At 63.5% G+C, this 19,768-nt stretch carries 15 protein-coding genes; 8 read left to right on the top strand and 7 right to left on the bottom strand.

Going from position 1 to position 19,768, the window contains the following annotated elements; genetic code table 11:
* The first annotated feature begins 3 nt into the window (after nucleotides 1-3).
* Nucleotides 4-2,442, top strand: coding sequence for a DNA polymerase II (locus NRS07_RS11665; protein ID WP_259207034.1), 2,439 nt, complete (start codon nucleotides 4-6; stop codon nucleotides 2,440-2,442).
* 61 nt (nucleotides 2,443-2,503) lie between these two features.
* Here NRS07_RS11665 and NRS07_RS11660 read toward each other — a convergent pair whose 3' ends face one another.
* The 7 genes from NRS07_RS11660 to NRS07_RS11630 form a co-directional block, all read right to left on the bottom strand.
* Entirely contained in the window at nucleotides 2,504-4,009 is a 1,506-nt protein-coding gene (locus tag NRS07_RS11660; protein WP_259207032.1) for a tripartite tricarboxylate transporter permease, read from the bottom strand.
* Between the two features lie 4 nt (nucleotides 4,010-4,013).
* A complete protein-coding gene (locus NRS07_RS11655) occupies nucleotides 4,014-4,478 on the bottom strand; it encodes a tripartite tricarboxylate transporter TctB family protein (protein ID WP_259207030.1) in 465 nt (154 codons plus the stop codon).
* A gap of 87 nt (nucleotides 4,479-4,565) precedes the next feature.
* On the bottom strand, nucleotides 4,566-5,540 hold the full coding sequence (locus tag NRS07_RS11650; protein ID WP_259207027.1) for a tripartite tricarboxylate transporter substrate binding protein BugD: 975 nt from the start codon (nucleotides 5,538-5,540) through the stop codon (nucleotides 4,566-4,568).
* Nucleotides 5,541-5,852: 312 nt separating this feature from the next.
* On the bottom strand, nucleotides 5,853-7,052 hold the full coding sequence (locus tag NRS07_RS11645; protein WP_259207024.1) for a GGDEF domain-containing protein: 1,200 nt from the start codon (nucleotides 7,050-7,052) through the stop codon (nucleotides 5,853-5,855).
* Nucleotides 7,053-7,276: 224 nt separating this feature from the next.
* Complete coding sequence (gene purU, locus NRS07_RS11640) at nucleotides 7,277-8,173, bottom strand: formyltetrahydrofolate deformylase (RefSeq protein WP_259207020.1); 897 nt, start codon at nucleotides 8,171-8,173, stop codon at nucleotides 7,277-7,279.
* Nucleotides 8,174-8,306: 133 nt separating this feature from the next.
* Nucleotides 8,307-8,825 (bottom strand): GNAT family N-acetyltransferase, encoded by a 519-nt coding sequence (locus tag NRS07_RS11635; protein WP_307729890.1) that lies wholly within the window; start codon nucleotides 8,823-8,825, stop codon nucleotides 8,307-8,309.
* A gap of 129 nt (nucleotides 8,826-8,954) precedes the next feature.
* Complete coding sequence (locus tag NRS07_RS11630) at nucleotides 8,955-9,428, bottom strand: hypothetical protein (protein WP_259207019.1); 474 nt, start codon at nucleotides 9,426-9,428, stop codon at nucleotides 8,955-8,957.
* Nucleotides 9,429-9,580: 152 nt separating this feature from the next.
* Between NRS07_RS11630 and NRS07_RS11625 the strand changes: the two genes are divergently transcribed.
* The 7 genes from NRS07_RS11625 to NRS07_RS11595 all read left to right on the top strand — a co-directional run bounded on the left by NRS07_RS11625 (nucleotide 9,581) and on the right by NRS07_RS11595 (nucleotide 19,758).
* A complete protein-coding gene (locus NRS07_RS11625; RefSeq protein ID WP_259207017.1) occupies nucleotides 9,581-10,282 on the top strand; it encodes a pirin family protein in 702 nt (233 codons plus the stop codon).
* A 277-nt stretch (nucleotides 10,283-10,559) separates the two neighbouring features.
* Complete coding sequence (locus NRS07_RS11620; RefSeq protein ID WP_259207016.1) at nucleotides 10,560-13,301, top strand: type VI secretion system Vgr family protein; 2,742 nt, start codon at nucleotides 10,560-10,562, stop codon at nucleotides 13,299-13,301.
* Nucleotides 13,302-13,311: 10 nt separating this feature from the next.
* Complete coding sequence (locus NRS07_RS11615) at nucleotides 13,312-15,624, top strand: DUF3274 domain-containing protein (protein ID WP_259207011.1); 2,313 nt, start codon at nucleotides 13,312-13,314, stop codon at nucleotides 15,622-15,624.
* Entirely contained in the window at nucleotides 15,621-17,396 is a 1,776-nt protein-coding gene (locus NRS07_RS11610; RefSeq protein ID WP_259207009.1) for a DUF2875 family protein, read from the top strand. Before NRS07_RS11615 ends, NRS07_RS11610 begins: the two co-directional genes overlap by 4 nt.
* 26 nt (nucleotides 17,397-17,422) lie before the next feature.
* Entirely contained in the window at nucleotides 17,423-17,617 is a 195-nt protein-coding gene (locus tag NRS07_RS11605) for a PAAR domain-containing protein (RefSeq protein WP_259207007.1), read from the top strand.
* A 52-nt stretch (nucleotides 17,618-17,669) separates the two neighbouring features.
* A complete protein-coding gene (locus NRS07_RS11600; RefSeq protein WP_259207005.1) occupies nucleotides 17,670-19,448 on the top strand; it encodes a DUF2875 family protein in 1,779 nt (592 codons plus the stop codon).
* Nucleotides 19,449-19,497: 49 nt separating this feature from the next.
* Nucleotides 19,498-19,758: a PAAR domain-containing protein gene (locus NRS07_RS11595; protein WP_259207002.1), complete on the top strand. Its 261-nt coding sequence runs from the start codon at nucleotides 19,498-19,500 to the stop codon at nucleotides 19,756-19,758.
* The last annotated feature ends 10 nt before the right edge of the window (nucleotides 19,759-19,768 follow it).

The following is a 19,768-nucleotide window of genomic DNA, read 5'->3' as shown; positions in this document are numbered from 1 at the left end:
ACCATGGACAACATCGATCCTGCCAGCCCTGCCGGCCAAGGCCAGCGGCCGCTGCAGGGTTTCCTGCTGACCCGGCACTGGCACGACACCGACGCCGGCACTGAGGTGAGCTTCTGGCTGGCCACCAGCGACGGCCCGCGCCTGGTGCGGCTGCCGCCGCAAACCTGCGTCGCCTTTATTCCGGCGCAGCAGCGCGCCAGCGCCGAACGGGTGCTGCAGGCCGAGACTGGAGCCTCCCGGGGTGGTTGGGAATTACGCGAGCTGGCGCTGCGCGATTTCAGCCACCGGCCGGTCGTGGGCCTGTACTGCCGCCAGTACCGCCAGCTGCTGCGCTACGAGAAGCGCCTGCGCGAAGCTGGCGTGGACGTGTACGAAGCTGACATTCGTCCACCCGAGCGCTACCTGATGGAGCGCTTCATCACCGCGCCGGTCCTGGTCGAAGGCAGCCCCGACCCTGACGACCCGCGCCGCGTCGTTGCTGCCCAGCTCAAGCCCGGCAGCAACTGGCGCCCGCAACTGCGCCTGGCTTCGCTCGACATCGAGACCACCATGCATGGCGAGCTGTATTGCATCGGGCTGGAAGGCTGTGGGGAGCGCCAGGTGTACATGCTGGGCGAACCGAACGGCATAGACCTGCCCGGCAGGTTCCCGCAGCCTTTCAAGCTCGACTATTGCGCCAGCCGCCGCGAGTTGCTTGACCGGTTCGAGCAGTGGATCGCGCGGCACGATCCAGACGCGATCATCGGCTGGAACGTGATCCAGTTCGACTTTCGCATGTTGGTGAAGGCGGCCGAACGCCTGGGCCGCCCGTTGCGGCTGGGACGCGATGGCAGCGCGGTCGAGGCGCGCGCGCATGGCCGCAAGGAGCATTTCTTTCTCAGCATCGCTGGCCGGCTGGTGATCGACGGGGTCGATGCCTTGCGCTCGGCCACCTGGAGCTTCCCCTCGTTCAGCCTGGAAGCGGTGTCGCAGGCCCTGCTCGGTGAAGGCAAGGCGATCGACAATCCGTACAGCCGCATGGACGAGATCAATCGCATGTTTCTAGAGGATAAGCCGGCGCTGGCCTATTACAACCTGAAGGACTGCGAGCTGGTCACCCGGATCGTCGAAAAGACCGGCGTGATGCGCTTTCTACTGGAGCGCGCCAGCGTCACCGGGCTGGCGGCCGACCGCAGCGGCGGTTCGGTCGCGGCCTTTGAGCACCGCTACCTGCCGCTGATGCACCGCCAGGGTTTCGTCGCGCCCAATATCGGCGACGTGGCGGCTGGCGACAGCCCGGGCGGCTTCGTGATGGATTCGGTCTCGGGTCTGTACGACTCGGTGGTGGTGCTGGACTACAAAAGCCTGTACCCGTCGATCATCCGCAGCTTCCTGATCGATCCGGTGGGCCTGGTGGTGGGCCTGGCCGAAGACGGCGACGTCGCCATTCCGGGGTTTCGCGGGGGGCGCTTTTCGCGCACCCGCCACTGCCTGCCCGGGATCGTGCGCGAGGTCTGGCAAGGGCGCGAGGCGGCCAAGCGCGAGGGCAACCTGCCGCTGTCGCAGGCGCTGAAAATCATCATGAATGCCTTCTACGGCGTGCTGGGCACCACCGGCTGCCGCTTCTTCGACCCGCGCCTGGCATCGTCGATCACGATGCGCGGACACGAAATCATGCACCGCACCCGCGCGCTGATCGAGGCCGAGGGCTACCAGGTGATCTACGGCGACACCGATTCCACGTTTGTATGGCTGGGCGGTGCGCACGGCGAGCAGGACGCGCAGCGCATCGGACGCGCGCTGGTGGACATGGTCAACCAATGGTGGCGCGCGCGTCTGGCGCAAGACTACGGTATCGAGAGCGCCCTCGAGCTCGAATTCGACACCCACTACGCGCGCTTCCTGATGCCGACCGTGCGCGGCTCGGACGAAGGCAGCAAGAAGCGCTATGCAGGCCTGGTGACCCAGCCTGATGGCACCGAAGAAATGGTCTACAAGGGGCTGGAAACCGTGCGCTCGGACTGGTCGCCGCTGGCGCAGCAATTCCAGCAGCAACTCTATCTGCGCATCTTCAAGCGCGAGCCCTACGCCGCCTGGCTGCAGGACTTCGTGGCGCGCACCCTGCGTGGCGAACTTGATGCACTGCTGGTCTACCGCAAGCGCCTGCGCCGCCCGCTCATCGAGTACGAGCGCAACGTGCCGCCGCATGTGCGCGCGGCGCGCATGGCCGACGATTTTCATACCGCGCAGGGACGCCCGGCGCAATACCGCAACGGCGGCTCGATTCGTTATGTGATGACCATCGCCGGCCCCGAGCAGGTGGAACTGCAGGCCCTGAGGGGAACGCCGCTCGACTACCAGCACTACCTGGCCAAACAGCTCGAGCCAATCGCGGACGCAATTTTGCCGTTCATGGGCGAGAGCTTCGCGCAGCTCACGAGTCCACAAGGCGCCTTGTTCTAACGGCTACTGAGGGGAAATGCGGCGAGGCGCACCGCTGCCAGGCAGCGGTGCGCTGCTACCCTCAATCTTCTTCGTGGAAGGCTTCTTCGCGCTTCTTGCGCAGCGACGGCAGCATCACGATCGCCAGCGCCAGCACGGCCAGGCCCAGCATGACGGCGCTGATCGGACGCGTGACGAACACGGTCGGGTCGCTCTGCGACAGCAGCAGGGCGCGGCGCAGGTATTCTTCCATCATCGGGCCGATGATGTAGCCGAGCAGCATCGGCGCCGGTTCCGCCCCCAATTTTGCGCAAATATAGCCGAACAGGCCGAACAGCGCCATCAGGTAGACGTCGAACTCGTTGTTGTTCAGGCTAAACACGCCGATGGCGCAGAACATCAGGATCGCCGGATACAGGCGGTGGTAAGGCACCATGATCATCTTGACCCACAGGCCGATCATCGGCAGGTTCAGCACGACCAGGAACAGGTTGCCGAACCACATCGACACGATCAGGCCCCAGAACAGCGCCGGCTGCTCGGTCATGACGGCCGGACCTGGCTGTATGCCCTGGATGATCATGGCACCGATCATCAACGCCATCACCGGGTTGGATGGAATGCCGAGCGTGAGCATCGGAATGAACGAAGTCTGGGCGCCGGCATTGTTGGCCGCCTCGGGAGCTGCCACGCCTTCGATGGCGCCCTTGCCGAAGTTCTTCGAGTTCGGCGAGACCTTCTTTTCGACCGAATAGGCCGCGAACGAGGCCAACATCGCGCCGCCCCCGGGCAGGATGCCCAGGGCCGACCCGAGCACCGTGCCGCGGAAGACCGGCGCGATGATGCGCTTGAAGTCATCCTTGGTCAGCATCAGTCCCTTGACCTTCTTCATGAGCAGGCTGCGGTCTTCGTCGTGTTCGAGGTTGCGGATGATCTCGCCGATACCGAACATGCCCATGGCGACGATCACGAAATTGATGCCGTCCGCCAGTTCGGGTAGTTCGAAGGTATAACGCTGCGCGCCCGAATTGACGTCGGTGCCGACCAGGCCGAGCAGCAGGCCGAGCAGCACCATGCCGATCGCATTGAGCAGCGAGCCGCTGGCCAGCACCACCGATGCCACCAGCCCGAGCACCATCAGCGAGAAGTATTCGGCCGGGCCGAATTTCAGGGCCAGTTCGGCCAGCGGCGGCGCGAACAGCGCCAGCAGGACGGTGGCGACAGTACCGGCGAAGAACGAGGACAGCGCAGCAGTGGCGAGTGCCTTGCCGGCATTGCCCTGGCGCGCCATCTGGTAGCCGTCAAGGGCGGTAACGACCGAGGATGATTCGCCCGGCAGGTTGACCAAGATCGCCGTGGTCGAGCCGCCATATTGCGCGCCGTAGTAGATGCCTGACAGCATGATCAAGGCCGAGATCGGCGGCAGGCCGAAGGTGGCCGGCAGCAGCATCGCGATGGTGGCGATCGGGCCCAGGCCCGGCAGCACGCCGACGGCGGTGCCGACGAAGACGCCCACCAGGCAGTAAAACAGGTTGGTCAGGGTAAAGGCCGTTTCCAGGCCCAACCCGAGGTTGGCAAAAATTTCCATGTGCTTAATCCATCGAGAGCCAGGGGCCGATCACCGGCATCGGCAAGCCCAGCAGCTTGACGAAGATAACGATGGCAAAGAGGGAAAGGCCAGTCGCCAGCAGCAGGGCGCCCGGGAGACGGAACTTGGGACTGGCGTAGGAACTGAGCATGACCAGTACGAACACGGCAGCGGCCAGGCCGGCATTGCGCATCAGAACGCCAAACAGCAGTACCGCGGACAGGATGATGACGATATTCTTGACGTGAAACTTGCCGATGCTTTCGCCATGGCCAATAAACGAGCGGATCAGGTTAGCCAGTCCGACAAGCGCGAGCAGACCGCCGAGGACGGACGGGAAATAGGACGGGCCCATGCGGCCGGCGGTCCCCATCTCGTGCTCCAGGCCGAAATACACGGCGGCCAGGCCGAAGAATATGAAAATTATGCCGATCCAGAAATTCTGTGGATGGCGGACGATGGAAGTCACTGCGAACCCCTTGTTGCGTGGTGTAAATGGAAGCGCCGCGCGGGCCCGGGGGCAGCGCGCGGCGCGCAGCGTTACTGCCGGCTTGGCTTAATCGGCGTACAGGCCAGCCTTGGTGATGATCGGACCCCAGCGATCGATCTCCGACTTCAGGTGGGCGCGCAGGGCTTCCGGACGTGCGCGGCTGTCGGCGACCGGTTCAGTGCCGAGGTCGGCGAAGCGCTGCTTGACGACCGGGTCTTTCAGGGCGACGCGCAGCGCGTTCGACAGGGTGTCGATGACCGGCTTTGGGGTGCCCTTGGGTGCGTACATGCCATGCCAGACCGCGACTTCGAAGCCCTGCAGGCCGGCTTCGTTCATGGTTGGGACGTCGGGCATCGACGCCAGGCGCGACTTGGTGGTCACGCCATAGACCTTGATCTTGCCGCCCTTGATCTGGCTGGTGGTATTGGTGGTCTGGTCGCACATGAGGTCGACCTGGCCGCCGAGCAGGTCATTCATGGCCGGGCCGGTACCCTTGTAAGGAACGGTGGTGAGGTCGACCCCGATGGCGCTCTGGAACAGCATGCCGCACAGGTGCGAGGCCGAACCGAGTCCGGCATTGGCATAGGTGACCTTGGCCTGATTGGCTTTGACATGGGCCAGTAGTTCCTTGAAGTCCTTGGCCGGGAAATCCTTCTTGGCCACCAGGGTCATCGGCACGTCGGTAATCAGGCCGATCGGCTCGAAACTGTCGATCGCGTTATAGCTCAGCTTGCGATACAGGGCGGGGGCGGTAGCCTGGCCGATGTGGTGCAGGAACAGCGTGTAGCCATCGGGCGTGGCCTTGGCCACCCGCGCCGCACCAATCGTGCCGCCGGCGCCGCCGACGTTCTCGATGATGATCTGCTGCTTGAGCGTGTTGCCCATCGACTGGGCGACCAGGCGTGCCACGGTGTCGGTCGGTCCGCCGGCGGCGAACGGTACGATCATGGTGATGGTCTTGGTCGGATAATTCTGGGCATGGGCCATTGCGCTGCTGAGCAGGGCAATGGCTGCGACGGTGCGCAAAAAGGTGGTTTTCATCGGTGTCTTCCTCTAACCTCGTTTATAAGTTTGGGCAGTGCAATGCACGCAGGGCAAGCCATCCAATCGATTCTGACAAAGGCTGGCAGGCCATGGCCAGCCAGCTGCCAGCGCGTGTGTACACAGCAGTTGTTGTACCAGCAAATAGTTGGAGTTGCAACTAGGTGGAAATGCGTATGGCATACGGCCAACGATACGGTGTAGCGCGCCTGGAATGACACGAATCATGCAAAAGCCATGATCTCGATCATGGCTTTTGTACGCTCAAAAACATGCATGGCGCAGGCCGGTACGCCAGCCCGGTAGTGGCAGTCAGGCGACTGCGGCCAGGCTGGCGGGCTGTGGGTCCGGGGTCGAGGTCAGTGACTCGACGCGGTTGCGGCCGTTGCGCTTGGCGGTGTACATCAGCTGGTCTGCCGTAGCGATCAGTTGTGCCAGCGCGACGGGCGCGGCCACGGCGGCAGCTGGCGGCACCACGGTGGCTACCCCGAAGCTGGCGGTGGCGTGGATCGGCTGCCCGCCAGCGCTGTCAGGCACGGGCGTGGCGGCAATGCGCATACGCAGCCATTCGGCCAGCTGCACGCCTGCTTCGCGCCCCATGCCCGGCAGCACCAGCAGGAATTCTTCGCCGCCGTAGCGCACGACGCTGTCGATGCCTTCGCGCGCAGTTGCGCGCAGCAGACCGGCAAAGCCGGCGAGGACGGCATCGCCTCCGGCATGGCCATGGGTGTCGTTGATTTGCTTGAAATTGTCGATGTCGCACAGGATCACGGTGTGCGGCTGGCCCGGGCCGAGCGGCGAGGTCGCACCCATCAGCCGCTCGTGCAGGAAGCGGCGGTTAAAACAGCCGGTCAGGTGGTCGCGCTCGGCGGCATGCTGGAGGATCGCGCGGGCGCTGAACTCTTCGCGCGCCACCTGGTTGTAGCGGCGCGCGGCCAGGGCCCCGAAGGTGTTCACCAGCGCCAGCAGCATGCCCAGCGTTAGCATGTCGGCAAAATCGAGTGCAGCATAGCCGAAGGTCAGTGCCAGGAAGCCGACGGTGGCCGTGCTGGCCAGCCCGAACGCATAGACCAGCCGGTTCGGAATGTACAGGTAGATCACCAGCAGCATGATCGCCAGCGACATCGCGTGCCAGTGGAATTCGCCAGGCCGATACACGGCAATTACCATGAAGCAGGCCAGGGCGACGCATTCGGCGACACTGGCCGCCAGCCGGGTCGCGCCGATCGACAGCGGGCGCCGCAGCGCCAGCCAGGCGCAGCCACAGGCGATGATGGCCACCGCCAGTCGCGCCGCCAGTAGCAGCGCCGTGTCCGCAACCAGGCCAAGCGCCGCGACATCGCTGGCGAAAAAGGACACGAAGAACAGGGCGCAGAACAGCAATGTAAAGCCCAGCTGCGCACGGGTGCGCGGCAGCTGCTGGTCGAGGTAGGCGGTTTCGGTTGCGCGATCGGCGAACTCGCCGCCGAGCGGGTCGATTGCCAGTGCGTCTGGGCTGATGGGACGGGCCACGATTAATCTGTCCAAAAATAAGATGGGCGCAAGTCCGTCAGCGCAGCAGGCATTGTGGCATTCGCCGGCATGGCGAAAGCTCACCAAATGTCACCATATGACAATCACGCAGACCGGGATTTGCAGCAGATAAGCGAGCAGCGCACCTCCCGGATTGCTCCAATAATTATAGCGATGTCCTGATCTTTTCTGGAACTTTTTCTTGCACAGAAAAACTTTGTTTTTCAGCTGCCGCGAAAGACGATGGTCTTGGTGCCGTGCACGAAGACGCGGCGCTCGATGTGAAACTTGACGGCAGCGGCCAAGGCCTGGCATTCATTGTCGCGGCCAACCCGCACCAGCTGCTCGGGCTTGAAATTATGGTCGACCCGGGTCAGCACCTGCTCGATGATCGGGCCTTCGTCCAGGTCGGGCGTGACATAGTGCGCAGTAGCCCCGATCAGCTTGACGCCGCGGTCGAAGGCCTGGTGGTAGGGCTTGGCGCCCTTGAAGCCGGGCAGGAAGGAGTGGTGGATGTTGATGCAATGGCCTGCCAGGCGGCTGGCCAGCTGGTCCGACAGGATCTGCATGTAGCGCGCCAGGATCACCAGCTCGGCGCCGGTTTCCTCGAATACTTCGAGTAGGCGCGTCTCTTGCTGCGCTTTATTTTCCTTGGTAACCGGCAGGAAAATAAAGCGGATGCCTTCGCGTTCCACCATCGGGCGCAGGTCGAGATGGTTCGACACTACCGCGGTCACCGACATGTTGAGCTCGCCGTTGCGGCGGCGGTACAGCAAATCGTCGAGGCAGTGGTCGTCTTTCGAGACCATGATGACGGTCTTGACCGGATCGGCCGGGTCGTGGATTTTCCAATCCATCTCCAGGTGCGCGGCCACCAGGTCCGCGAACTGCGCGCGCAGCTCGTCGATCGCGGGCGAGCCGCCCTGGCGGCGGAACACCGCGCGCATGAAGAAGCGTTCGGTGGAATCGTCGTCGAACTGTTCCAGCGCGCAGATATAGCAGTCGCGCTGCGCCAGAAAGGTGGCGACGGCGGCCACGATGCCGATGCCGGCGCGGCAGCTGGCGTTAAGGATGTATTCGATCGGGGCGTGCGGGCCCCTGGCCTGGTCGTTCGGTGTCATGCGGTCGTCCTGTCGATGGCAATTAGCAAGGCACGCCTGCGCTATTGACGGCGGCGCACCGGCCGGCCAGTGGATGACTGGGCGCCCGCGCGCGCTGCCGTGCAAGCCTCATGGACGAAGCAGACGTTATTAACTAAATAGCATGCGCGATGAGGCCGGCGGCGTCAAGGCATGCACGGCTTGCCGCCGGGCTGTCGTGTGCCAGCCGGTAGTGCACCTCGGCGGCGTCGAGCCGATGGCGTTGCCAGCCTTGCCTGGCATAGAAGCGGTCGGCGCGGGTGCCGCTACCGGTGCTGAGCGTGATGCACGGGTGGCCCTGCGCAAACAGCCAGCTGCTAGCCAGTGACAGCAAGCCCTGCGCCAGGCCCTGTCCCTCGTGGTCGCCACGCACGAACAAGGCCCAGATCGAGCCCGCGTGGCGGTCGGCATAGCTGAAGGCGACCACTTCGCCGTCGACCTCGGCCACCCATCCACGCCCGTCGGCATCGAGATAAGCGTGGTACATGGCGAGGGTGACGCGGCTCGGGTCCGACAGCACGTTTTCGGTGACGGACAGGCGAATGGCCGACATCGCGGGAATGTCGGCGGCAGTCGCCTGCCTGAAGCGGGCGAAGCGCCCGGCGGTGTTGCTGCTCATCAGATGCTCTGCCATGTTCTTAGCCATGAAGTACTGGAGACAGTTTAGGAACTAGTGTCGCGCCGCGCTATCCGGAAGCGACAGGCGACGAAAGCGCAAGGATGAAGCACGGACGAAGCACGGACGAAGCACGGACGACCCGCTTTACTGCATCCGGCGCACCTTGGCCGAGCTGTTGGAGCCCTCTACCTTGAGGAACAAGGTCCCGAACAGGTTGCGCTCGATCGTCACCCTGGCGTCGCGCTTGCGTGGCAGGACCGCTTCGCTGCCGTCGATGATGCGCCAGACCTGGCCATTGGCCAGGCGGATCTGGGTACCGGGACCCCAGCCGTCGAAATCGCCGACCACGGTGCTGGTGACCGACACCGGCTCCGCTTCGCGTCGCTTGACGGTCTCCATGCCGAAATTGGCCGCGCTGCCCGGCTCCGGCGCAGCAAGCGCCGGAGCCGCTGGCCTGGCGCCGAGCTTGATCGCGTCGTAGCAGGCCAGGCGCGCGCCGGTGTCGCTCAGCGTACGGCAAGCCACGATGGCCACGTCATCCGCGAGCGCGGCGCCGGATGGCAGCAGCAGGGGCAGCAGTACGCAGGTCAGGCGGAGAAACCGGGTGGGTGCTTTCATTGTCGTCCTTGGGTCGATGGGGCGCGGGGCTTCGATTATATCGGCACGGGCGCTTGCAGGGCGACCTCGATGATTAAAGCACCAACTCCTGATTTCCAGCGCGGCGGCAGGCGCGCATAATGAGGCCAGCGCATAAATCAAAGGAGCTGATCATGTTGAACCTACGTAAAAGCGGAGAACGCGGCGCCGTGGATATGGGCTGGCTCGCGTCCCGGCACAGCTTCTCGTTTGGTCACTACCAGGACCCGCTCCACATGGGCGTGGGCCCGCTGCGGGTGATCAATGAAGACCGTGTGGCGCCGGGCCGCGGCTTCGAGCCGCATCGGCACCGCGACATGGAGATCATTTCCTACGTGCTCGACGGCGCGCTTGCGCACCAGGACAGCATGGGCAACGGCTCGGTGCTGCGCTATGGCGACGTGCAGCGCATGAGCGCGGGCAGCGGCGTGGCGCATAGCGAGTTCAACCACTCGAAAGACGAGCTCGTGCATTTCCTGCAGATCTGGATCGAGCCGAACACCACCGACGGGGCGCCAGGCTACGAGGAAAAGCACTTCGACGCGGCATCGAAGACCGGCCGCCTGTGCCTGATCGCCTCGAACGATGGCCGTGAAGGCTCGGTCTCGATGCGCCAGGACGCCAGCATCTACGCCACCATCATGGATGGCGAAGCGTCACTGGAACACCCCCTCGGTACCGGACGCCAGGCCTATGTCCATGTGATCCGGGGCAGCGCCACGGTCAACGGCGTGGGGCTCGGCGCGGGCGATGCCTTAACGGTGAGCAGGGAAGCACGCGTGCAGCTCGAGCGCGCCGACCAGGCCGAGATCTTGCTGTTCGACCTGCCAGGCTGATGCCTGGACTGGCACATCAATCGATTTGCCTACCAGTTCGCGATGGCTGGTGGGGCGGCTGGCCCGATCGGCAGACTTCGATCTACGGGCAGAGTTTCCCAGGCTGATCGCAGGGCGCCCCCTTTCTGGTCCGTTCCCAATGTTGAGGAGTATCAATGATATCTCTTCGCATTGTTTCAATATTCCATCGTTAACGAGCCAGTTCGGTACCGCAGTTGCATGCTGCTCCTGAGCTTGCCTCCCGATACAAATCCCTTGTCCACGCAACGGAGCTTGCATGCGCTCACTGCAGATGCACGTATCGCCGCACGAGTTGACCGACGCCAACCGCCCGATCCGCCTGCGCCTGCGCAGCGCGAAAGGGCCTGTGACTGACCTCCTGCTTGTCAAGAGGGTGACAGGGCATTCCGCGATATGCGGCGGATTCGAATACCGCTTGCTATGCGTTGCCAGCCGGGCCGGGTTGTCACTCAAGTCGTTCAATGCCGTGGCTGCGGAACTACAGTTCGTCACCGACCGCGGCGGGCTGCATTCGATTTGCGGTATCGTCGCGCAAGCTGCCGAAGGCGAAAGCGACGGTGGCTTGGCCACCTATCAACTGGTTATCCGCGACGCACTGAGCTTAATGGAGGCAAGCACCAACACCCGCATTTTCCGAAACGCGAGCGAAATCGATATCACCAATATCTTGCTGCGAGAATGGATACAGCACAATCCGGTGCTGGCGCATTGCTTCGACTTCAAACTGCTGACGGCGCGCTCTTATCCACCGCGCGAATTCACGATGCAATACAACGAATCGGTCGCGGCATTCCTGCGCCGACTCTGGAAGCGGCGCGGACTGGCCTGGTTTTTTGATGCGGGCGAGGTGACGCGCGGCGACGTGGTTCGCGGTCAGCGGCTCGTTTTGTTCGACAACTCCCAGGCGCTGTCGCAAAGTGCGGCTGGTAGTGTGCGCTACCATCGCGACGATGGCACGGAAGCCCGGGACAGCATTACTGCGTGGCACGCCCTGCGCACCCTGACCGCGGGCCAGGTCACGCGCCACAGCCTGGATTACAAGAGTGCGCTGGCATCCGAGATCACCGTACCTGGCTGTCACGACCAGGGAGAATTCGGTAACAGGTTCGCGGCGAAACTCGACGACTACCTGGCCGAATCCCCGCATGCGGGGGACGACGCCAGGGATTTCAGCGCGCTTGCGACCTTGCGCATGCAACACCACGAGTACGCAGCCAAATATTTCGAGGCAGAAAGTGGAGTGCGCGACCTGGGCGTCGGCCAATGGATCGCCATGCAGGGCCACCCTGAAATCGATACCCACCTGCCCGCAGAGCGTGAATTCGTCATTACCGAATTGCGGCTTGAGGCAGAAAACAATCTGCCCAAGTCGCTGAACGACCGCATCACGCGGCTTTTCACGCGCAATCAGTGGCAGCAGGCCGATACGGGCCTGGACCGCGCGAGTGCGGAACGCGGAGCCCGTTATTCGAACCGCTTCAGCTGTGTCCGGCGCGGCATTCCCATCGTTCCGCTGTTCGATCCCGCGATCGACTTGCCGCCCACACAAATACAGAGTGTGTTTGTGGTCGCGCCAGGCGACGACGAAATCCATTGCGACCGGCAAGGCCGGGTCAAGGTGCGCTTTCCCGCCTCCCGGCCGAGCGGCCATGCGCACGGCCAGGGCGCCGGAGCATTGGATAGCGCGAACGATTCGGCGTGGATCCGGGTCGCGAGCTCCTGGGCGGGCGGACACTACGGGACGATTTCGCTGCCCCGCGCCGGAGAAGAATGCCTTGTCAGTTTCCTTGGTGGCGACCCGGATCGGCCCGTCATTACAGGCCGCGTGCATGGTTGCAGGACGCCTCCTCCGGATTTTTCCCATGCCGGCGGACTGCCGGGCAATCGGTTCTTGTCGGGGATAAAGAGCCGCGAGGTAAAGGGGCAACGCTGCAACCAGCTTCGCATGGACGATACGCCGGGCCAGATCAGCGCCCAGCTCGCCAGTGAACACGGCCACAGCCAGCTCAATCTCGGTCACTTGCGTCACCCGCGGCACGATGGCGTGGGCGCGGCGCGTGGCGAAGGCGCAGAACTGCGCAGCGATGAACATGTGGCCGTGCGCGCAGCCAAAGGCATGCTGTTGACGGCCTGGCAGCGCCTCAATGCGGTCGATGGCCAGCTTGCCCGCGCCGAGTTCCTGTCGCTGATGGAGCAATGCCTGGAGCAGTGCCAGAACTTGGGCAACCATGCCGCGCAGCACCAGGGCGCGTTGCTCGACGCGGAGCCACTCGGCCAACTCAAGTCGCGGCTGGAGCAATGGGAAAACGGGAGCAACACGGCGCCCGAAGGGCAGGGCGGCGGCGCAGCCGTGATCGGCATCACAGCGCCCGATGGCATCAGCTTCGCCACACCCAAGGCGCTGGTCAGCTTTGCCGGCACCAACGTCGATACGGTAGCCCAGCAGCACATCCAGCTGAGCGCAGGCCAGCGCTTGCACTTGCATGCTGGGCAGGGGGTGTCGATGTTCTCGCACCATGGCGGAATCCGGGCCATTGCCCATCACGGCAAGTTCTTGCTGCAGAGCCAGCACGACGATACCGAGCTTAATTCTGCCAAGAATGTCAAGGTCACGGCAACCGACGGCAAGATCGTGCTGATGGCGAAGGAAATCCAGTTTATTACCGAGGACGGGTCGTTCATCAAGATCGGAGACGGTATCTCGCTCGGTACCAAAGGCGACATCAAGCAACAGGCTGCACGTTTTCCCCTGGACGGCCCGGCCACGATGACGGCCGAATTGCCGACCTTTGACAGCGGCGCGCCGGACCAGAAATTCGTGCTGAAGTACGGCGCCCATGGCGACGATCCGGTGGCCGCCGCCAACCGCCGTTTCGAGATCGAGATGAGCGACGGCAGTACGCTCAAAGGCATGAGTGATGCCGAGGGCAAGACCGAACTGCTGGCACGCGATGCGATGCATATCGCGAACATCCGCATCCTGAGCGACGAGCAGTAAGGAGAGTTGCATGCTGTATCCGCGAGAACCGTATTGCATCGGGCAGGACGCGAGCGTACTCCAGTGTGCACGCAAGTCGGACAAGAAAGTCGATATCAAGCCCGACTTGCCCTGCAACGTCATCGTCGTCCATGGCGTGAACGATGTCGGCACCAGCTATGGCGCGGTCGAGGAAGGCCTGTGTGCCGGCCTGGATATCCGGCTGCATGGCAAGCCGGGACGCTTCGTGCCGGGGACATATCGGCTACCCACTGACAAAGACAAGGACGTGCTGGAAAAAGATCCGGACGCGGTGTTCTTCAAGCGCACGACCCAGCTTGCGACGCATAGCCCCGTCATTCCTTTCTACTGGGGGTATCGGGAGACGTTCAAGGATGCAGGAACAAGAAATGGCCAGCGCACGGACCGCTACGGCAACCGCCTGGACCTGGACCTGGCGAAAGGCGGCGGTCCATTTGCGAATGCCACCAGCACCCTGCCCGATATGTGGAACCGGGGAATATGCTCGCCGGTGGACGTGGGCGGCGACCCGGTGCGCCCGGTGTACAGCGCACCCGGGCGCATGTACATGGTGCTCGCGGCCAGGCGGCTGGCGGCCCTGATTGCCATGATCCGCGATTATGATGCCAACGACGTCGTGAACGTCGTCGCGCATAGCCAGGGCTGCCTGGTCAGCCTGCTGGCCCAGGCTTTCCTGCTCGACGATGCACAGCGGCCGGCCGATACGCTGATCCTGACCCATCCACCATACAGCCTGGAAGAAGAGGCCGGTTACCTGGTGGGGGTGTCGGAAATGTTCAAGAGTGGAACGGACGCCGCCATGCAAGGGCAGTACGATGTGCTCAAGTCGCGCCAGAGCTTCGACGCACGCTTGCGCACGCTGGCCAATATTGTCAAGGGAGTGGCTGCCAAAAAACACACGGCGCCGGCGTTCACCGCGCTGACCGACCAAGGGAAACACCACGGGATGGTCGGCGCACGATGGCGTGCCGGTAGCGACCGCGACAATCGAGGCAAGGTCTACCTGTATTTCTGCCCGGAAGACATGACGGTAGCGCTCGACAATATGAAAGGCATCGGCTGGCAGGGCGTGCCCGACTTCATGCGCGGGACAGCACTGTCGAAGAACGATCCGGGGACCAGGCGCAGTGTCTGGGGCGGAGCGTCGAGGCAGTTCAAGACCGAGCAGCAGGACCGTCGGCCGCTGGAAGAGTTGGGCCGTCAGTTCTATCAGCGGGTATTTACCGGAAAGCAGCGCCACGATCCGGCGACAAAGACGGTAGGGCCGGTCCTGGTGGGTCAAGCGCCGCACGATTTCGCGCTGCGCATCGAGGATGAAGACGATCACGCCCATGTGGCAGGCGCAAACCGCACCCTGCGCGCAAATCACCCCGAAGTGGCCTGGCCGCCAAAGCCCGCTACGTCACATGCGGCGCAATCCGATCCTGCCAGACGCGAGGGAATTCGCAGCATTAACGGCGAAGCCTTGCGGGTGCCGGTCGCGGCGGATCTGCGCGGACGCGGCCAGGTTGACCCAAGGAACATCCCAAAGACCTCGAAGCAGTCCAGGACGCCTACCAGGGACCAGGGGCCGTGCGAAGCAGTCGACCCGATCGATGCGGCGATTGCAATTACAAGCGGCAAGGGCCTGAACATCATGCATGAAGAATGCCCCGACCCGTCCGGAACGACGCGACGTTCGGATGATTTCGAGGTCTTGTCGCAAGCCGATTGCAAGCGCATCGAGGAGCGCTACAACCGGGAGCGCAAGCTCGATGGGCATGGGCCCGAAGGGCGCCGGAAGGTATTGGCAGCCACGCGGCTGTCCAACGGCAAGGTCATGGCGCAGATTCAGGAAAGCCCGAACGAGGCGCGCAAGCGCTGGCAGCACGAGGTCAGTCCAAAATCCTTTCACGGCTCCATTTTCGGCAGCGCGGCAAACCATCGCAACGTGACCGCTTACGACCTGGCAATCGGCGGCGGGCTGGCGTCGAGCGATCCGAAGTTCTATGCGTATTTGTGCGCGGTGGCGGACTGGCGCTTGCAGTCGAATAAGACGGCGACCAAACGGCCGTCCATCCTGCGTTGGGAAGTGTTCATTGCCAAGTTCGGCGCGTACTGGAAGGTCGAAAAGCCGGACCGCGAGGCTCTCTTAAAGGGAAGTTCAGCGTATTACAGCTCGGGGATTCTGCCGGCCTGCATTCCTGGCTTGCAGGCTGGGCTGCCGACATCCGTGGTGTGCGAAACGCTGGCCGGCGACCGGATGACTGCGTCGCCGCCAACCGCCGCAGACGCGGGTATCGCTAAGAAGGAGGGGCGATGAGCATCGCCTCCAGCGGGAGGGTCGGATCATGGAAGTATCTCCTCGGCGCGGTTTTCGCGCTCATCATACTCATTCCAGTCTGGACAGTATTCGTGATGACCGTCATCGAGCCGGAAAGCTTAACCTTACGGGAGCAGACATTGGGCAATCGGATTTTGTGGTGGGTGGCGCCGCCAGCTATCGTAGTCTCGGCCTTGTTAGGTGTCCTGTCGGTGAACGCATCGAAGACCGTGCAGAATGCCGGGCAGGGTGAGTCGAAGGCGGCGCAGGTACAGAGCCTAACCGAACAGCAGAAACGCGAATATGTACTCGAAGTAATCGGTCTCGGCGTTACGGTGGACAAATACCGGCAGGGCAAATTGCTGGACGCCCTGCAGGCCGGCAATCCTCACACCACGATACGCGAGCAGGATCCGGCGAAATATGCGTGGACTGCGTTCGACAAGGGCGGCGTAGGCGGCGGTCGGAACGAGAGTTCGCTGATCAATGGCGCGAAGTTCACGCCAATGTATTACGGTGTGCCGGTGTTCAATGCAGAGACGTCGATAGTCAATCCAATATGGCAAGACCAGCCATATTCGCCCGTGATCGGACTGGCCGGGGGGGCGGTCTCCTCCGGCATGGCCTGGCATTTGTTTGTGGCCGGCCCGCGCCGCTTCGCCGAGCATCCCGACCGTATCCTGGAAGACGTGTTTGCCTTCTTCGATGCCCATCCAGATGTGCCTTACATTGTGCTGAACACCGAAGACAGCCTCGGGTCGCGTGAAGATCGCCGCCCGAGCGGTACGCCAAATCTGCTCAGGGACGGCCACTATGTGACCGAAATGCCCGATTCGTCCGCGCTATTTGTGCTCGCCCGGCGCGAGCGGGTCGACCCGGTGCGGCCCTTCGTCTGGGACGATCCGGACAACGAGTTCGTGCAAAAAGAATTTCGCTGGATGTACGGCAACCTGATGTCCGCGGTGCCGAACGACAGCCGCCCGCACGCTCTGCAGAGCCCCACGCAAGTCGGCGCCGACATGACCCGCCAGGATCTGAATGAGGTGGGACAACGCCAGCCCCTGGTCAGCGAATGGCTCGAAGCCGCCGCCGCGTTCGCCCGGCGGCCCGACATCCGCGGCACCGGCGTCACCGGCTTGCTGGGCACGGTCAATCCCTTCGCCCGCTTTCCGCCAAAAGAGTGGAAGCCCACGCCCTGGTTTCCGATCCCCTGGAACCGCGACCAGCTCGAGACCTTCGACCGCCTGCCGACGCTGGGCTATATCCACCGTCCGACCTTCGTGCGTTTCACCGACGCGCAGGGCAAGCCCGTCACCCGGCGCGAGGATCGGCAACAGCTGCTGCAGGCAGCCTGGGCAGCCGCGTTGCAGACCTTGCCCGAAGAGCGCCGCGGACAAGCGCCTGCGCGCGTCATCGCCGCCACCGGCGGGAATACCGAGCACCTGATCGCGCTGCATCGCACGCTGGACGCGCAAACCAAGGGTGGCGGTCCCCAGATCGACACGGGCCAGTCCAGCCAGTTCATCGATTCCCACAAGCGCATGGGCAATACCGGCGCGGCGACCATGCTGGTGCAGATGGGCATTGGCGTCATGGGCAGCTATCGCGACGGCGGCGTCAGCGCGGCGATCAACCTGCGCAACCCTGACGAAGCCAGCATTGTCCTGATCAGTCCACCTACGGAAGAACAGCGCAAGGCCCAGATCCATCCGGACGGTGGCGACGTGTTCGGGCACCGCGCCTTGCCGGTGGCTGACGCTGGCAGCGATTGAAGGCGCAGCAGGCAAGTCGAGCCGACATGCGTTTTACCAGTGATGGCGGCAAGGTCGAGCGGGTCGCCCTCAGTCACTTCACGGTGGGCGGCATAGCTGTCGCCCGCGTGGATGACAAGACCAGCTGTCCGCTCCACGGGCCGGGCACGATCGTGGCAGGGCAAGCACGCCATACGATAGGCGGGGTGGCGGTGGCTTACGAGGGTCACGAGACCGGGTGACCGTGTCGTCGCCGGCTACCGACGCCGTCGGTAGCGTGAACCAGGAGGGGAGATGAGCGATGTGGCCGGGAGCAGACAAGCAGCATCGTGGAAATATCTTGTCGGCGCAATCGTCGCGCTCATCGTGCTCATTCCAGTGTGGACAGTATTCGTGATGACCGTCATCGAGCCGGAAAGCTTTATCCTACAGGAGCAGACCATGGGCAACCGGATTGTATGGTGGGTCGCAGGGCCGGTTATCGTGGTCTCGGCCTTGTTCGGAGCACTGTCGGTCTACGCATCGAAGACGGCGCAAAAGGCAGTACAAGTCGAGTCGAAGGCGGCACAGGTGAAAAGCCTGAGCGAACAGCAAAAACGCGAATACGTACTCGAAGTAATTGGTCTGGGCGTCACGGTGGACAAATACCGGCAAGGGAGATTGTTGGAAGCGCTCCAGGCCGGCAACCCGCACACGACGATACGCGAACAGGATCCGCAAAAATATGCCTGGAGTGCTGAGGAGAAAGCCGGCATCGCAGGTGGCCGAAACGAGAGTTCGTTGATCAATGGCGCGAAGTTTACTCCCATGTATTTCGGCGTCCCGATATTCAATGCGGAAGCACCGAGCCTGAACCCGGCATGGCAGGACTCGGCGTATTCGCCCACGATCGGCCTTGCGTCGGGGGCAGTGTCGTCCGGCATGGCCTGGCACTTGTTTGTTGCCGGCCCACGCCGCTTCGACGAGCAACCCGACCGCATCCTCGAGGATGTGTTTGCTTTCTTCGACGCCCATCCTGATGTGCCTTACATTGTGCTGAACACGGAAGACAGCCTGGAATCCCGACGGGTTCGCAGTCCGCGCGGTGCGCCACCACTGCTCCGCGATGGCCACTATGTAACGGAGAGGCCCGATTCGTCCGCGCTGTTCGTGCTCGCCCGGCGCGAGCGGGTCGACCCGGTGCGGCCCTTCGTCTGGGACGATCCGGACAACGAGTTCGTGCAAAAAGAATTTCGCTGGATGTACTGTAACCTGATGTCCGCGGTGCCGAACGACAGCCGCCCGCACGCTCTGCAGAGCCCCACGCAAGTCGGCGCCGACATGACCCGCCAGGAGCTTAACGAGGTGGGCCAGCGGGAACCTCTGGTCAGCGAATGGCTCGAAGCCGCTGCCGCGTTCGCCCGGCGGCCCGACATCCGCGGCACCGGCGTCACCGGCTTGCTGGGCACGGTCAATCCCTTCACCCGCTTTCCGCCAAAAGAGTGGAAGCCCACGCCCTGGTTTCCGATCCCCTGGAACCGCGACCAGCTCGAGACCTTCGACCGCCTGCCGACGCTGGGCTATATCCACCGTCCGACTTTCGTGCGCTTCACCGACGCGCAGGGCAAGCCCGTCACCCGGCGCGAGGATCGGCAACAGCTCTTGCAGGCAGGGTGGGCAGCCGCGTTGCAGACCTTGCCCGAAGAGCGCCGCGGACAAGCGCCTGCGCGCGTCATCGCCGCCACCGGCGGGAATACCGAGCACCTGATCGCGCTGCACCGCACGCTGGACGCGCAAACCAAGGGTGGCGGTCCCCAGATCGACACGGGCCAGTCCAGCCAGTTCATCGATTCCCACAAGCGCATGGGCAATACCGGCGCGGCGACCATGCTGGTGCAGATGGGCATTGGCGTCATGGGCAGCTACCGCGACGGCGGCGTCAGTGCGGCGATCAACCTGCGCAACCCTGACGAAGCCAGCATTGTCCTGATCAGTCCACCTACGGAAGAACGGCGCAAGGCCCAGACCCATCCGGAAGGTGGCGACGTGTTCGGGCACCGCGCCTTGCCGGTGGCCGACTCTGGCAGCGATTGAAGGCCCAGCAGGTAGGTCTAGTCGACGTGCGTTATCACCAGGAGTGTTTATGCCAAAAATCATTCGCCTGAACGACCCTACCAGCCATGGCGGCAAGGTCGAGCGTGTTGCCGCAAGCCACTTCACGGTGGGCGGCATCGCTGTCGCCTGCGTCGGTGACAAGACCAGCTGTCCGCTCCACGGGCCGGGCACGATCGTGGAAGGCCAAGCACGCCATACGATAGGCGGAGTGGCGGTGGCTTACGAGGGTCACAAGACCAGTTGTGGCGCAGTTCTGATTTCGACAGAACCCGGCTTGAGCTGTACTTAGCCGTGCGGCG

This window comes from Massilia sp. H6 (assembly GCF_024802625.1).
In the GTDB taxonomy this organism is placed as follows: domain Bacteria; phylum Pseudomonadota; class Gammaproteobacteria; order Burkholderiales; family Burkholderiaceae_D; genus Telluria.
Note: the sequence above shows the minus strand (reverse complement) of the source record. Positions and strands in the feature narration are given on the sequence as shown.

Bases quoted from the DNA above. Each gene is read 5' to 3' on its own strand.
- NRS07_RS11665 (WP_259207034.1), top strand. From the start codon at position 4: ATGGACAACATCGATCCTGCCAGCCCTGCCGGCCAAGGCCAGCGGCCG.
- NRS07_RS11660 (WP_259207032.1), bottom strand. From the start codon at position 4,009: ATGGAAATTTTTGCCAACCTCGGGTTGGGCCTGGAAACGGCCTTTACC.
- NRS07_RS11650 (WP_259207027.1), bottom strand. From the start codon at position 5,540: ATGAAAACCACCTTTTTGCGCACCGTCGCAGCCATTGCCCTGCTCAGC.
- purU (WP_259207020.1), bottom strand. From the start codon at position 8,173: ATGACACCGAACGACCAGGCCAGGGGCCCGCACGCCCCGATCGAATAC.
- NRS07_RS11635 (WP_307729890.1), bottom strand. From the start codon at position 8,825: ATGGCAGAGCATCTGATGAGCAGCAACACCGCCGGGCGCTTCGCCCGC.
- NRS07_RS11630 (WP_259207019.1), bottom strand. From the start codon at position 9,428: ATGAAAGCACCCACCCGGTTTCTCCGCCTGACCTGCGTACTGCTGCCC.
- NRS07_RS11625 (WP_259207017.1), top strand. From the start codon at position 9,581: ATGTTGAACCTACGTAAAAGCGGAGAACGCGGCGCCGTGGATATGGGC.
- NRS07_RS11620 (WP_259207016.1), top strand. From the start codon at position 10,560: ATGCGCTCACTGCAGATGCACGTATCGCCGCACGAGTTGACCGACGCC.
- NRS07_RS11615 (WP_259207011.1), top strand. From the start codon at position 13,312: ATGCTGTATCCGCGAGAACCGTATTGCATCGGGCAGGACGCGAGCGTA.
- NRS07_RS11610 (WP_259207009.1), top strand. From the start codon at position 15,621: ATGAGCATCGCCTCCAGCGGGAGGGTCGGATCATGGAAGTATCTCCTC.
- NRS07_RS11605 (WP_259207007.1), top strand. From the start codon at position 17,423: ATGCGTTTTACCAGTGATGGCGGCAAGGTCGAGCGGGTCGCCCTCAGT.
- NRS07_RS11600 (WP_259207005.1), top strand. From the start codon at position 17,670: ATGAGCGATGTGGCCGGGAGCAGACAAGCAGCATCGTGGAAATATCTT.
- NRS07_RS11595 (WP_259207002.1), top strand. From the start codon at position 19,498: ATGCCAAAAATCATTCGCCTGAACGACCCTACCAGCCATGGCGGCAAG.